This is a genomic window from Pseudomonas sp. MIACH (assembly GCF_001269925.1).
Taxonomy (GTDB): domain Bacteria; phylum Pseudomonadota; class Gammaproteobacteria; order Pseudomonadales; family Pseudomonadaceae; genus Aquipseudomonas.
Map to the genome: position 1 here is coordinate 114,223 of NZ_LHVO01000027.1, position 13,557 is coordinate 127,779.

Below are 13,557 nucleotides of genomic sequence, written 5' to 3' on the forward strand. Positions count from 1 at the left end.
CAGGCCTAAGACCTGGCAGTGCACGCCTGTCGCTGCCTTATTGCGATTTGCGCACCCGCAGGTACCACTCGGAGAGCAGCCGTACCTGCTTGTCTGTGTAGCCACGCTCGACCATTCGTGTGACGAAGTCGTTGTGTTTTTGCTGATCCTCCTTGCTGGCCTTGGCGTTGAAACTGATGACCGGCAGCAGATCCTCGGTGTTGGAGAACATTTTCTTCTCGATGACCACCCGCAGTTTCTCGTAGCTGAGCCAAGTGGGGTTCTTGCCGTTGTTGTTGGCGCGGGCGCGCAGCACGAAGTTGACGATCTCGTTGCGGAAATCCTTCGGATTGCTGATGCCCGCAGGTTTTTCGATCTTCTCCAATTCTTCGTTGAGGGCTACGCGGTTGAGAATCTCGCCGGTTTCCGGGTCGCGGTATTCCTGGTCCTGGATCCAGAAGTCCGCATACAGCACGTAGCGATCGAAGATGTTCTGGCCGTACTCGCTGTAGGACTCCAGGTACGCGGTCTGGATTTCCTTGCCGATAAACTCGATGTAGCGCGGCGCCAGGTATTCCTTGAGGAAGCGCAGGTAGCGTTCGCGGGTTTCGGCCTGGAATTGTTCCTGTTCGATCTGCTGTTCCAGCACATAGAGCAGGTGTACCGGGTTGGCGGCGATCTCATGGGGGTCGAAGTTGAAGACCTTGGACAGGATCTTGAACGCAAAGCGGGTCGACAGGCCGTTCATGCCTTCATCCACGCCGGCAGTGTCGCGGTATTCCTGGATCGACTTGGCCTTGGGATCGGTATCCTTGAGGTTTTCGCCGTCATACACGCGCATTTTCGAATAGATATTCGAGTTTTCCGGCTCCTTGAGGCGCGACAGCACGGTGAACTGGGCAAGCATCTTCAAGGTGTCGGGTGCGCAATGGGCCTTGGCCAGGGAGCTGTTGAACAGCAGCTTGTCGTAGATCTTGATTTCATCGCTGACCCGCAGGCAGTACGGCACCTTGACGATGTAGATCCGGTCGATGAAGGCTTCGTTGTTCTTGTTGTTGCGGAAGGTGTGCCATTCCGATTCGTTGGAGTGAGCCAGCAGGATCCCGGTGAACGGAATCGCGCCCAGGCCTTCGGTGCTGTTGTAGTTGCCTTCCTGGGTGGCGGTGAGCAGTGGGTGCAGCACCTTGATCGGTGCCTTGAACATCTCGACGAATTCCATCAGGCCCTGGTTGGCCCGGCACAATGCGCCCGAGTAGCTGTAGGCGTCGGCGTCGTTCTGCGGGAATTCCTCCAGCTTGCGGATATCGACCTTGCCCACCAGCGCCGAAATGTCCTGGTTGTTCTCATCGCCCGGTTCGGTCTTGGCCACGCCGATCTGGTTGAGGATCGACGGGTAGAGTTTCACCACGCGGAACTGGCTGATGTCACCGCCAAACTCGGCCAGGCGCTTGGTGGCCCAGGGCGACATGATGGTGTTGAGATAGCGCCGTGGGATACCGAAGTCTTCTTCGAGGATGGCACCATCTTCCGTGGCGTTGAACAAGCCCAGGGGCGATTCAAAAACCGGTGAGCCCTTGATGGCGTAAAAGGGCACCTTTTCGATCAGTTGTTTGAGTTTTTCGGCCAGGGACGACTTGCCGCCGCCGACGGGGCCGAGCAGGTAGAGGATCTGTTTCTTTTCCTCCAGGCCTTGGGCGGCATGGCGGAAGTAGGAGACGATCTGGTCAATGCATTCTTCCATTCCGTGGAAGTCTTCAAAGGCCGGATAGCGGCGAATCACCTTGTTGGAGAATATTCGCGACAGGCGCGAATTATTCGCGGTTTCCACCAGCTCCGGCTCACCAATTGCCAATAGCAGGCGCTCGGCGGCAGACGCGTAGGTGCTGCGGTCCTGTTTGCACAGCTCAAGATACTCTTGCAGCGTGAGTTCTTCCTGCTGTGTGGACGCGAAGCGTTGTTGGAAGTGGCTAAAAATACTCATGACGTCGTCACCTCGCTCGATACGTGGAGCCGACGCCGGATCTATCAGTCGATGCTGGCAGTCATTGACGAACGCCAATGGCCGTTTTCCCCCCAGAACACCCTAAACGCTACCGATGACCCGCACGCCGGTGTACCGGCTCTCCCCTGATTCGGATGGCCTGCGCTTAAGGATAGTTCGGAATCGGAGAGGTCAAGGCGCGATGAGCAATTAGTTTGGCTGCGCCGTTCGTCAGAAACGGCGCGAGCCCAAGCGTCACGCGGGGTAGCGGTGTGTGAAAAAAATTATTGCGAATCGCCGGATGAAATTTCCGCAGGATAGGTCGTACGCCATAGCTCAAAGCCGCCATCCAGGCTATAGACGTCGGAGAAGCCTTGGCTGATCAGGTAGGCGGCGGCGCTCTGGCTGGAGTTGCCGTGGTAGCAGGCCACGATCACCGGGGCGTCAAGGTCGGCAGCGCGAATGAAGTCGCTGATATTGACGTTGTCCAGGTGCTGGGCGCCGGTGATGTGGGCAGCGGCGTAAGTAGGCTGGTCGCGGATATCGACCACTACCGCACCTTGCTCGCGCAGGGTCTGGGCTTGTTCGGGAGGGATACGTTTGAATTCGCTCATGGCGGGCTCCTTAGGCTTGGCTGCGGCGTCTAGCGTTTGGCGGCAGCTGGCAGTGTAACGGGAAGGGGAGATTCGCATTGGCAGCTCAGGCGCTCGCCAGTGTCGATGTTCATCAGGGTCATGGCGCCGCCCCACACGCATCCGGTGTCGAGGGCGAATACGCCGGGTTCATCACACTTGCCTTCCAGGGCTGCCCAATGACCGAAGATGATCCTGGTGTCGCGGGTCTTGCGTTCCTTGTGGGCAAACCACGGCTTGTAGCCGGGCAGGGCGGTGTCGGCGCCTTCCTTGCTCTTGAGGTCCAGCTTGCCATCGGCGGTACAGAAGCGCATGCGCGTGAAGTAATTGGTGATCACGCGCAGGCGGGCGACGCCGGTGAGGTCGTTGTCCCATTTCACCGGCTCGTTGCCATACATGCCGTCGAGGTAGGCGGTGTACAGGTTGTCATCGGCCAGCGCATGTTCGACTTCGGCGGCGCACTTGAGGGCTTTCTTCAGCGTCCACTGTGGCGGGATACCGGCATGGACCAGTGCCATGTTGCGGCCTTCGTCGTAATGCATGATTTTTTGCTGGCGCAGCCAGTCAAGCAATTCGGTGCGGTCTGGTGCTTCGAGGATTTCCCGCAGGGTGTCGCCCTTTTTCAGGCGCTCGATGTTGTTGCCGGCCGCCAGCAGGTGCAGGTCGTGATTGCCCAGTACGCACACCAGGGACTCTCGCAGCCTATATAAGTAGCGCAGGGTCTCCAGCGATTCGGGGCCACGATTGACGAGGTCGCCTACCAGCCACAGGCGATCGGTCGCCGGGTTGAAGGCTACGCGTTCAAGCAGGCACTTGAGGGGCTCCAGGCAGCCTTGCAGGTCACCGACCGCGTAAGTTGCCATCAGTGCAGGGACCCCGGCACCGCAAGACGAAAGGGCGCGATGACGGCGTCGAATAATTTGCCGTCGGTGGCTTTCATCTGATACGAGCCCTGCATGGTGCCGACCTTGGACGTCATTACTGTGCCGCTGCTGTAAGTATGGCTGGCACCGATGTCGATCAGCGGTTGTTGGCCGACAACGCCTGCGCCGCGAACTTCCTCGACCTGACCGTCACCGTCGGTGATCACCCAGTGGCGTGACAGCAGCTTGGCCGGCACCTGCCCGTTGTTCTTCACCGTAATGGTGTAGGCAAAGGCAAAGCGGTTCTGTTCAGGTTGCGATTGGTCCGCCAGGAAGCGGGTGACGACGCTGACGTCGATCTGGTAGCGAGGATCGGACATGCAAGAGGCCTTAAAAGCAAAAGCGGAGGACAGCAGATGCGGATCAGTCTAGGCCAAGAGGTGGGCACTAGGCCAGACATGTGTCTGGCCATGCCTGGGTGCTTCAGTCGGCGGTCGGCGCAGGCTGTATGGCAAGCTGGTCGGCCAGGCGCACGAACGCGGCCAGGTCCAGTTGCTCTGGGCGCAGGCTGCCATCGACGCCGGCAGCTTCGATTTCAGCGTTGCTCAGCAGGGCTTTGAGCGTGTTACGCAGGGTCTTGCGGCGTTGGTTGAACGCTTCACGCACCACTCGCTCGAGCAATTTGTGGTCCTTGGCCGGGTGTGGCAGCACGGCGTGCGGTACGAGGCGCACGATGGCCGAGTCGACTTTCGGCGGCGGGTTGAATGCGCCCGGGCCAACGTTGAACAGGTGTTCGACGCGGCAGTGGTACTGGACCATTATCGACAGGCGGCCCCAATCACCTCCACCAGGGCCCGCGGCCAGGCGCTCCACCACTTCTTTTTGCAGCATGAAGTGCATGTCGCGGATGATCCCGGCGTTGTTCAGCAGGTGGAAAATGAGTGGCGTGGAGATGTTGTACGGCAGGTTACCCACCACGCGCAGGCTGTTGGGCGCGGCGTTGAGGGTATTGAAGTCGAACTTCAGTGCATCACCCTGATGCAGGTTGAAGTTGGGCTTGTCGGCGAACTGCTGGTTGAGGATCGGGATCAGGTCCTTGTCCAACTCCACCACGTCCAGTTGGCCGCCGCTGGCCAGCAGGCCTTGAGTCAGCGCGCCCTGGCCCGGGCCGATCTCCAGCAGACGGTCTTCTGGCTTGGCATGGATGGAGCGCAGGATACGGTCGATCACGCCAGCGTCGTGCAGGAAGTTTTGCCCGAAGCGCTTGCGCGCCCGGTGTTGGTAATGCTCGGTCATATACGGGTCTCGGCCATCTGATAGGCGGTTTCCAGGGCCACGTGCAGGCTGCCGGTATCGATCTTGCCGCTGCCTGCCAAGTCCAGGGCGGTGCCATGGTCGACGGAGGTGCGGATGATCGGCAGGCCCAGTGTCACGTTGACTGCGGCGCCGAAGCCTTTGTACTTCAGCACGGGCAGCCCCTGGTCATGGTACATCGCCAGCACTGCGTCGCAGTGCTCCAGATATTTGGGGGTAAATAGAGTGTCTGCAGGCAGTGGGCCACGCAGGTCCATGCCTTCTTGGCGCAGACGCTCCAGGGTTGGTTCGATGATGTCGATTTCTTCCTGGCCCAAGTGGCCGCCTTCGCCGGCGTGGGGGTTGAGCCCGCAGACCAGGATGCGCGGTTGGGCGATGCCGAATTTCTGTTGCAGGTCGGCATGCAGGATGCGCGTAACGCGCTCCAGGCGCTCGGCGGTGATGGCGTCGGCAATGTCACGCAACGGCAGGTGTGTAGTCACCAGCGCGACCCGCAGGCCACGTGTGGCCAGCATCATCACCACTTGAGCGGTATTGGTCAGCTCAGCCAGGAATTCGGTGTGACCGGAAAATGCAATGCCCGATTCGTTGATCACGCCCTTGTGGACCGGTGCAGTGATCATGCCGGCGAAGTCGCCGTCGATGCAGCCTTGTCCCGCGCGGGTCAGGGTTTCCAGGACGAACGCCGCGTTGGCCGTGTCGAGTTGCCCGGCAACGACCTTGGCTTGCAGCGGGGTGTCCCACACATACAAGCTGCCAGCGGGCGCCGGCAGGTCGGGCCAGTTGCCCGGTGCCACGTCCAGCAGATTGACGACCACACCCAGCTGCGCGGCCCGCTCAAGGAGCAGGTCGCGGCTGGTAATGGCAATCAGGGGGTGCGGCTGGGGTTGCGAGGCGAGCAGCAGGCACAGGTCTGGACCAATGCCGGCCGGCTCGCCGGGTGTTACCGCGAAACGCTGTGGTTTCACTGTGCTGCCTGGTCGGTGCCTGTTTGCTCGGCGCCTGGCAGCTTGTTTTCCACGTAGGCTTCGTCACGGATCTGACGCAACCAAGTCTGCAGCTCTTCATCGTATTTGCGGTTACGCAGTACGTTCAGCGCTTGCTGCTCACGGGCCTGGCTGGTGTTGTCGGTGGCGCGACGGCCAAGGACTTCCAGCACATGCCAGCCATACTGAGTCTTGAACGGTTTGGACAATACGCCTTGCGGAGTATCGGCCATTACCTGTTGGAACTCGGGCACCAAGGCTTTCGGGTCGATCCAATTCAGGTCGCCGCCGTTGAGGGCCGAGCCTGGATCCTCAGAGAAGCTTTTAGCCAGGGTGGCGAAGTCTTCACCGCTTTGGATGCGGTCATAGATCTTCTGGGCCAGTTCCTTGGTTTGCGCTTCGGTGCGAATTTCGCTTGGTTTGACCAGGATATGACGAACATGCACTTCGTCTTTCAGCGAGGCCTCGCCACCGCGGCGTTCCAGCAACTTCAGGATAATGAAGCCGCCTGGCGTGCGTGCTGGCTGGGTGATGCCACCCACCTCCATTGCGCTCAGTTCGCGGTCGAACGGAGGTGGCAATTGAGCGGCTTTACGCCAGCCCATGTCACCGCCTTCAAGGGCGTTGTCGCTGCCGGATTGAGCAATCGCCATCTGGGCAAAGTCGGCACCGGCTTTCAGGCGATCATAAATGGCCTGGGTTTTGGCGGCGGCGGCATTGAGCTGCTCGGAGTTGGCGCTGTCCGGGGTCGGGATCAGGATATTGGCCAAGTGCAGTTCTTCGGAAAGCTGCATCTTGCCGAGATCCGAGGCCAGGAAGTTCTTCACTTCCTGTTCGGACACCTGAACCCGCTCGGCTACGCGGCGCTGACGCACACGGCTGATGATCATTTCGCGGCGGATCTGGTCACGGGCGTCCTCATAGGACAAACCGTCGTGGGCCAAGGCGGCGCGGAATTGATCAATGCTCATGTTGTTGCGTTGAGCGATGGTGCCGACCGCCTGGTTCAGTTCTTCGTCCGAAATACGGATGCCGGAACGATCACCGATCTGCAGTTGCAGGTTTTCGACGATCAGGCGCTCCAGTACCTGCTGGTCCAGGACGCTGGTAGGTGGCACGCCGCCGCCACGCTTGGCGATGGTTTGCTGAACTTCCTTGACCCGCTGGTCGAGTTGGCTCTGCATGATCACATCGTTATCGACGATGGCCACTACTTTATCCAGCTGTTGAACCGCAGCGTGTGCCGATGCGGTCCCCAGGAACAGTGCGCCCAGCACTAGCGGGCGCAGACAATCAGAAAGCTTGGTCTTCACGTTCACGATAACCTTCAATGCCTTTGTCGAGGAAGCTCTCTACCTTGGCGCCGGTCAGGCCGCCGAGTCCTTTGAGGACGATCTGCAGGAAGAGCCCGTGGTCACCCTTTTCGTTAAGCGGGGCGATCTGGCTGTATTCGTCGTTGGAAACCCAGTAACGGTTGATGACGCGCAGTTTCCAGCAGCAGTTGTCGTACTCGAAACCACCGAAGGCTTCCAGGGTACGGTTGCGTGCGTAGTCATACTGCCAGCGGGTGATCAGGTTCCACTGGGGAATGATCGGCCACATCATCGAGAAGTCGTGTTGTTGGATTTTGTAGTAATCCTTCACGTAGTTCGCCGAGCCTGGGGTGCCGTAGTCGCCGCCGAATTGCCATTTGCCGGTCAGCTGGTTGTAGACGACCTGGTCGTTACGATAGCGATAACCAACGTTGATGATCTTGTTCGGGTCGTTTTCCGGCTGGTAGTGAAGCATCGCACTGCCGGAGCGAGGGCTGTGCTCCTCGGTGTCCCAGTTGTAACCGGCAGTGGCGCGCCAGTCACGGTTGAAGCGGAACTCGTAGTCCAGGGCAACCGGAGATACGTCGGATTGCGAATCGGCACGGTCGGCGGCCAGGATGCCCGGCAATTGAACTTCACGATCCTTGAAGTACAGCGCCTGGCCCACGGATACGCGCTGACGCTCGAAACCGTTTTCTTCGATCCAGCGGCTGGTCAAGCCAAGGGACAGCTTGTTTTCGTCGCCGATACGGTCCGTGCCGCTGAAGCGGTTGTCGCGGAACAACGACGCGTAGCTGAACGCGTACTCGCTGCTGTCGAAGATCGGGATATCGGACTGGTCCTTGTTCGGCACGTACAGGTAGAACGCGCGCGGCTCAAGGGTCTGGCGATAGTTTGTGCCGAACCAGTTGGTATCGCGGTCGAAATACAGGCCGCTGTCGAGACTGGCCACCGGAATCGCGCGGTCCTGGGAGCTCTTGAAGGAGCCGCCTGCGTACTGGGTGCCGGCATTCGCTGCTGCTGTTTGTGCAGCGATGATGTCGTTCTTGCCCTTGTTGTCCAGGTCGAGATCGTACTTGGTGTAGACGTACTTGAGCTTCGGCGTCACAAAACCGTAGGTCCAGTTCATCGGGTATTCGACGGCGGGTGCTACGTTCAGGCGAGTACCGTTTGCACGGGTCAGGCCGGTTACGTAGGTGTCCAGGCGACGCTCGGTACCACCATCTTCATTGATGAAGTTGCCGGTTTCCAGGCTTCGCTCAAACCGAACTGCTTCGGTATCGTAGGTGAACTTCAATCCACCTGGGCGGAACGGCAGCTGACCATTCAAGGTGATCTGCGGCAGCCGGTCATAAGGTGTGGTCTGGGAAATCGTCGCCAGTTGATAGGCCTGCACGTTCAGGCGTGCCTGGAACGAATTCCCGCGATAGGTCACGGAGCCCTGCTGGTTGACGAAGTCCCGACTCTCAACACCTTCCTGGTAGGACTTGAGGTCCTGGAAGTAGTAAGGGTCGCTGATCTTGGTGTAGTCGACCTGGGTCAGTACGCGCGAATCCAACCCGCCCTTGTGCTGCCAATTGAGCATGTAGCGGGTTTTTTCGTAGTCGGTCTGCTTCTTGCGCTCGTCGTTGTCGTCGTTCAGGTACGCGCCGCCGAACTGGCCTTCGCTGGACTTGGTGAGGTAGCGGAATTCGCCTTCCATCATCATGCCGCGCTTGGTCATGTATTGCGGGTACAACGTGGCGTCGTAGTTTGGCGCCAGGTTGAAGTAGTACGGCGTGACCAGGGTGAAGCCGGTTTCGCCGCCGGTACTGAAGCTTGGAGGCAGGAAGCCGGACTGACGACGGTCGTCGATCGGGAAATAGATATAAGGGGTGTACAGGATCGGAATGTTCTTGATCCGCAACGTCGCGTTGGTGGCCGTACCGAAACCGGTGGCCGGGTTCAACGTGATGTTGTTGCCCTTGAGCTGCCAGGCGTTGCTGTCTGGCTCGCAGGTGGTGTACGTACCGTCCTTGAGACGGATGATCGCGTTTTCGGCGCGCTTGGCGTACAGCGCGTTACCGCGGATACGCGACTTGTGCAGCACGTATTCGGCGTTGTCGATCTGCGCCGCACCGGTGTCCAGCTGAACCTGGGCGTGGTCGCCGACGATCAGGGCGCCGTTGTCGCGCAGACGCACGTTGCCGTTCAGCTCGCCACGGTTCTCAGCCTGGTACAGGCTGGCTTCTTCCGACTCCAGCTGCATGCTGCCCTGGCGCATGACGACGTCACCGGCCAGGGTCGCCACTTGCGATTCCTGTTCGTAACGAGAGGCCTTGGCACCGATGAAGGTAGGCGCATCGCTCTTGTTCGTCTTGTCGTTCATGCCAGGACGAGTTGGCTCGATGTACGCACCGGCGCAGTAAGGACCGGTTTCGGCCAACTGGGCGGCGGTCAACTTTTCGCGAGGCACCCAGTCCAAGTGGCTGTAGTCGGCGCTGCGCGAACGCAGGCCACGGCCCTTGGAGTCGGTGACCAGTGCGGTCTTCGGCTCGGCTTCGGCACTGCCGCCAGCGTCGGCCTGCGCCGTGCTGTTGCCCGAGCTGACGGCTGCACCGTCATGCACCGGGCGCGGTGGCAATGGGGCGGCGGCGGTTTTCGGCGCGCAATCCCAGGCACCCGAAGCAGAGACTGAGCAGTCATACTGTTCCGCGGCGACCACGAATGAGGTGGCGAAAGGTTGCATGGCCAGCAGACTGCCGGTTACCAGCAACGGAAATTTTCTACGAAACGCGGGGGATTTCAATGCCATCTTATTAGTCCGGGCTTCCTGCGTGCCATCTGCCCGCGGTGTGGGCCGCACGCCTCTCGATGGTCTGAAAAAGATGCGTGATAATAAAGCATGACCCGCTTGACGGCTAGCGCCGTCGGAGACCCTTGTAATGCCCGAGCAAGATCTACGTTTACAACAGCTGGAAGTCTGGCTGGATGAGCAGTTGCCGATCCTTTTCAACGCTCAAGACTGGGGTGCCGTACCCCCGGCCACATTGACCGCGGCCAGCAGCGACGCGAGTTTCAGGCGTTATTTCCGCTGGGAAGGCGGCGGTCGGACTTTCGTGGTAATGGACGCGCCACCCCCCCAGGAAAACTGCAAACCCTTCGTGGATATCGCCCATTTATTGGCGAAGTCAGGAATAAATGTTCCTAAAATTTATGCAGAAGATCTGCCGCGAGGCTTTCTTTTGCTCAATGACCTGGGCAGAAAAACCTATCTCGACGTGATTGACGACGAAAACGCCGATCAATTGTTTGCCGATGCCATCGACGCCTTGCTGGCTTATCAGCAGTTGCCGATGGACGCGCCACTGCCCAGCTATGACGTCGCCTTGCTGCGCCGCGAACTCGAATTGTTTCCCGAGTGGTACGTGCGCCGGCACTTGGGTATCGAGTTGGATACTCACCAGCAGGCACTTTGGCAGCGTGTCAGCGACCACTTGATCGACAGCGCCCTGGCGCAACCGAAAGTGCTGGTTCACCGCGACTATATGCCACGCAACCTGATGATCAGCGAGCCGAACCCCGGCGTGCTGGATTTCCAGGACGCCGTTTACGGCCCGGTCACCTACGACATTACCTGCCTGTTCAAGGACGCCTTCCTCAGTTGGCCCCCGGCCCGCGTGCGCGAATGGCAGCGCGGTTACTGGGAGCGTGCGGGCCAGGCCGGCATTCCGGTACAAGCGGATTTCGACGAGTTCCTACGTGCCAGCGACATGATGGGCGTGCAGCGCCATCTCAAGGTCATCGGTATCTTTGCGCGCATCTGCCATCGTGACGGCAAGCCACGCTACCTGGCCGACGTACCGCGCTTCTTTGCTTATATAGACGCGGTGCTCGCAGATCGCCCGGAATTGAGCGAACTGGCTGAGTTACTCACCAGCCTGCGTCAACCCGTCGGGGCCAGCGTATGAAGGCCATGATCCTGGCCGCCGGCAAAGGCGAGCGGATGCGTCCGCTCACCTTGCACACGCCCAAGCCGTTGGTGCAGGCCGGCGGCAAGCGCCTGATCGAGTACCACCTGGAGGCGCTGGCCAAGGCTGGTTTCACCGATATCGTCATCAACCACGCCTGGCTCGGCCAGCAGATCGAGAGCTACCTGGGCGATGGCGCGCAGTTCGGCTTGCGCATCCGCTACTCCCCGGAGGGCGAACCGCTGGAAACCGGTGGCGGGATTTTCCAGGCGTTGCCGTTGCTGGGGGATGAGCCATTCCTGGTGGTCAACGGCGATATCTGGACCGACTACGACTTCACCCGACTCAAGCAACCGCTCCAGGGCCTGGCCCATCTGGTGATGGTCGATAACCCGGCGCATCACCCGTCGGGCGGTGATTTCTACCTTGATCAGGGTCTGCTTCATGATGCGGCGCCCGGTGCCGATAACCTGACCTTCAGTGGCATTTCAGTGCTCGACCCCCAGTTGTTCGCGGGTTGCAGTGCCGGTGCCTTCAAGCTGGCGCCGCTGCTGCGTGGGGCCATGGCGAAAGGTTTGGTAACGGGGGAACACATGGCGGGACGCTGGATTGATGTCGGCACGCTGGAGCGCCTGGCGCAAGTCGAAACCCTGCTGACAGCGGGGCAGTAGCATGTTGTGGCCAGGGACGCTGATCGGCGCCGGGGCTGGCTTTGCCATTGCCAGTATTCCGGGGGCCTTGTTGGGTGCGCTGTTGGGGCAGGCGCTGGATCGCCGCATGCAACTGCACAGTTGGGCGCAGTTGCGCGAGCGCTTGGGCGGGCGCCCGGCGTTACGCAATGACGAGTTATTGTTTGTGTTGCTCGGGCGCCTGGCTAAAAGCAACGGGCGTGTGGTGGACGGTCATATCCAGCAGGCGCGGCAAGAGATGCGCTCGCTGGACATGACCGACTCGGCACAGCGCCGTGCGATTGCGGCGTTCAATCGCGGCAAATCCGGTTCTGATCGGGTGCGCCGCTACCTGCGTGTGCTCAAGGCCCAACCCCATGCGGCGGAAGGGGTATTGCGGGCGTGCTGGCGCATGGTCTGGGCGGACGGCAAAGCAGACGCTGCCGAGCGCGATCTGATCGACCTGTGGGGTAAGTGGTTGGGCTGGACACCGCAACAGCTGCAGGCGTTGGCGGCCGACTACGCACCTGAGCGCAAGCCGCTGGTCAGTCGCGGCACTACCTATCAGGACGCGTTGCGCTTACTCGGCGTGACGGCCGCCACCGAGCCCTCGGCCATCAAGCGTGCCTATCGCCGCCTGCTGAGCCGTCACCACCCGGACAAGGTGGCTGGCAGTGGCGCCAGCCCCGCGCAAGTGCGTGAGGCCACCGAGCGCACCCGCGAATTGCACAATGCCTATGCGTTGATTCGCGAGCGCCGGGATTTTCGTTGACGATTTTGAAGTGACTGCCCAATCCAATGTGGGAGGGGGCTTACCCCCTCCCACATTGGTTTTGTGCTGATCCTCAGTCGGCATTCGCCTGCGGGCTCAACCAGCCGCGAATCCGGCGATACAACTGTTCCTGCTCGGCGGCGCTGTTGCCGGGCAAGGTCTTCAAGGACACCTGTTTATAACCCTCATTCTTCAAGCGCTTTGCCGCCTGGGCGCGTGCCTGGGCGTTTTTGCGGGCTTGGGCGTTGTCTTGGTAGAAGACGTCGGCGGTCGGCAGTTTCAGGCCTGGTGCCAGTTGCTGCACGTCTGGATGACGCCCGGTAGGTGTCTGCGCCGCGACCATCACGAGCTTCTGCACCTGGGACGGTTGTTTCTCGCTCAGGTAGCGCGCTGCCCACCAGGCGCCGGTGCCATGGCCGACCAGCACCACCGTACGTGCGCTCTGGGTCTGGGCAAAGGCCACGGCAGCATCGATGCGACTGAAGATGCGCGAGGCGTCAGTCTTGTCCTGCTCGTCGGCGCCCGGCACCACCGCCGGGTCGGTGCCCTCTGCCTCGGCGCTGGCGGCTTGCTCGATCGGTTTGTCAGCCGTGCTCGCGTCCTTACTGCTGGTGTCGACCGTGGCCTTGGGCGCTTCCATGACACGCGGTGGCAGGGTGTCCATGCTCACGTCCGGTAACGACAGGCTGAGGCTGCCCCAATTGGCATCTGGAAATTTACGTCGCAACGGGCCAATTGCTTGCGGCCAGTCAGCATTTTCACCGGCGCCCGGTACGATAATCACCACACCTTCGGGCTCGGCGCTGTTGGCCGGTTTCCACAAGGCAAGGAATGACTCACTGCCGGCCTGCAACTGTTGCTGTTCCTGTTGCGGAATTTTGCGTTCCAGGGCGCTGGCTTCTTCCAGGCTACGCTCGGGCAAGGGCTGGCGTTCGACGGGTTTTTCGGCAGCCGGCGCCGGTGCGTCTGCGGCCTGCACAGAAAAGGCACTGGTAAACAGCAGCGACAGGCACAATGCTGGCAGTGCCGAACGGTTTCGATAGGGCATCGTTGATTTCCGGCCAGAAGAGATTCCAGCAGCCTAATGGGTTGGTCAGTA

At 60.4% G+C, this 13,557-nt stretch carries 12 protein-coding genes; 3 read left to right on the forward strand and 9 right to left on the reverse strand.

Translation table 11 applies throughout. The annotated features are described in order from the left end of the window. Nucleotides 1-37: 37 nt before the first annotated feature. From AD670_RS09915 to AD670_RS09950, 8 genes are all read right to left on the reverse strand, one after another. Nucleotides 38-1,960: a PrkA family serine protein kinase gene (locus AD670_RS09915; RefSeq protein ID WP_003194732.1), complete on the reverse strand. Its 1,923-nt coding sequence runs from the start codon at nt 1,958-1,960 to the stop codon at nt 38-40. Between the two features lie 284 nt (nt 1,961-2,244). Next, nucleotides 2,245-2,574 carry a thiosulfate sulfurtransferase GlpE gene (gene glpE, locus AD670_RS09920; RefSeq protein WP_053131140.1) on the reverse strand — a complete coding sequence of 110 codons (330 nt, stop codon included), beginning with the start codon at nt 2,572-2,574 and terminating at the stop codon, nt 2,245-2,247. Between the two features lie 29 nt (nt 2,575-2,603). Continuing rightward, complete coding sequence (locus AD670_RS09925; RefSeq protein WP_053131143.1) at nt 2,604-3,455, reverse strand: symmetrical bis(5'-nucleosyl)-tetraphosphatase; 852 nt, start codon at nt 3,453-3,455, stop codon at nt 2,604-2,606. Next, nucleotides 3,455-3,835, reverse strand: coding sequence for a Co2+/Mg2+ efflux protein ApaG (apaG, locus tag AD670_RS09930; protein ID WP_053131146.1), 381 nt, complete (start codon nt 3,833-3,835; stop codon nt 3,455-3,457). The genes AD670_RS09925 and apaG overlap by 1 nt, the downstream gene beginning before the upstream one ends. A gap of 103 nt (nt 3,836-3,938) precedes the next feature. Continuing rightward, nucleotides 3,939-4,751 (reverse strand): 16S rRNA (adenine(1518)-N(6)/adenine(1519)-N(6))-dimethyltransferase RsmA, encoded by an 813-nt coding sequence (rsmA, locus tag AD670_RS09935; RefSeq protein WP_053131149.1) that lies wholly within the window; start codon nt 4,749-4,751, stop codon nt 3,939-3,941. Next, nucleotides 4,748-5,737, reverse strand: coding sequence for a 4-hydroxythreonine-4-phosphate dehydrogenase PdxA (gene pdxA / locus AD670_RS09940; protein WP_053131151.1), 990 nt, complete (start codon nt 5,735-5,737; stop codon nt 4,748-4,750). Before pdxA ends, rsmA begins: the two co-directional genes overlap by 4 nt. Beyond that, nucleotides 5,734-7,074, reverse strand: coding sequence for a peptidylprolyl isomerase (locus AD670_RS09945; protein WP_053131154.1), 1,341 nt, complete (start codon nt 7,072-7,074; stop codon nt 5,734-5,736). The genes pdxA and AD670_RS09945 overlap by 4 nt, the downstream gene beginning before the upstream one ends. Then, nucleotides 7,049-9,862, reverse strand: coding sequence for an LPS-assembly protein LptD (locus tag AD670_RS09950; RefSeq protein WP_053131157.1), 2,814 nt, complete (start codon nt 9,860-9,862; stop codon nt 7,049-7,051). The genes AD670_RS09945 and AD670_RS09950 overlap by 26 nt, the downstream gene beginning before the upstream one ends. 130 nt (nt 9,863-9,992) lie before the next feature. Between AD670_RS09950 and AD670_RS09955 the strand changes: the two genes are divergently transcribed. From AD670_RS09955 to AD670_RS09965, 3 genes are read left to right on the forward strand one after another with little or no spacing between them, the layout of a single operon-like run. Then, nucleotides 9,993-11,018 (forward strand): aminoglycoside phosphotransferase family protein, encoded by a 1,026-nt coding sequence (locus tag AD670_RS09955; protein ID WP_053131160.1) that lies wholly within the window; start codon nt 9,993-9,995, stop codon nt 11,016-11,018. After that, nucleotides 11,015-11,689 (forward strand): N-acetylmuramate alpha-1-phosphate uridylyltransferase MurU, encoded by a 675-nt coding sequence (murU, locus tag AD670_RS09960; protein WP_053131162.1) that lies wholly within the window; start codon nt 11,015-11,017, stop codon nt 11,687-11,689. The genes AD670_RS09955 and murU overlap by 4 nt, the downstream gene beginning before the upstream one ends. A gap of 1 nt (nt 11,690) precedes the next feature. Continuing rightward, entirely contained in the window at nt 11,691-12,458 is a 768-nt protein-coding gene (locus AD670_RS09965) for a TerB family tellurite resistance protein (RefSeq protein ID WP_053131164.1), read from the forward strand. Nucleotides 12,459-12,531: 73 nt separating this feature from the next. Here AD670_RS09965 and AD670_RS09970 read toward each other — a convergent pair whose 3' ends face one another. Continuing rightward, nucleotides 12,532-13,506, reverse strand: coding sequence for an alpha/beta hydrolase family protein (locus AD670_RS09970; RefSeq protein WP_053131166.1), 975 nt, complete (start codon nt 13,504-13,506; stop codon nt 12,532-12,534). Nucleotides 13,507-13,557 lie beyond the last annotated feature (51 nt).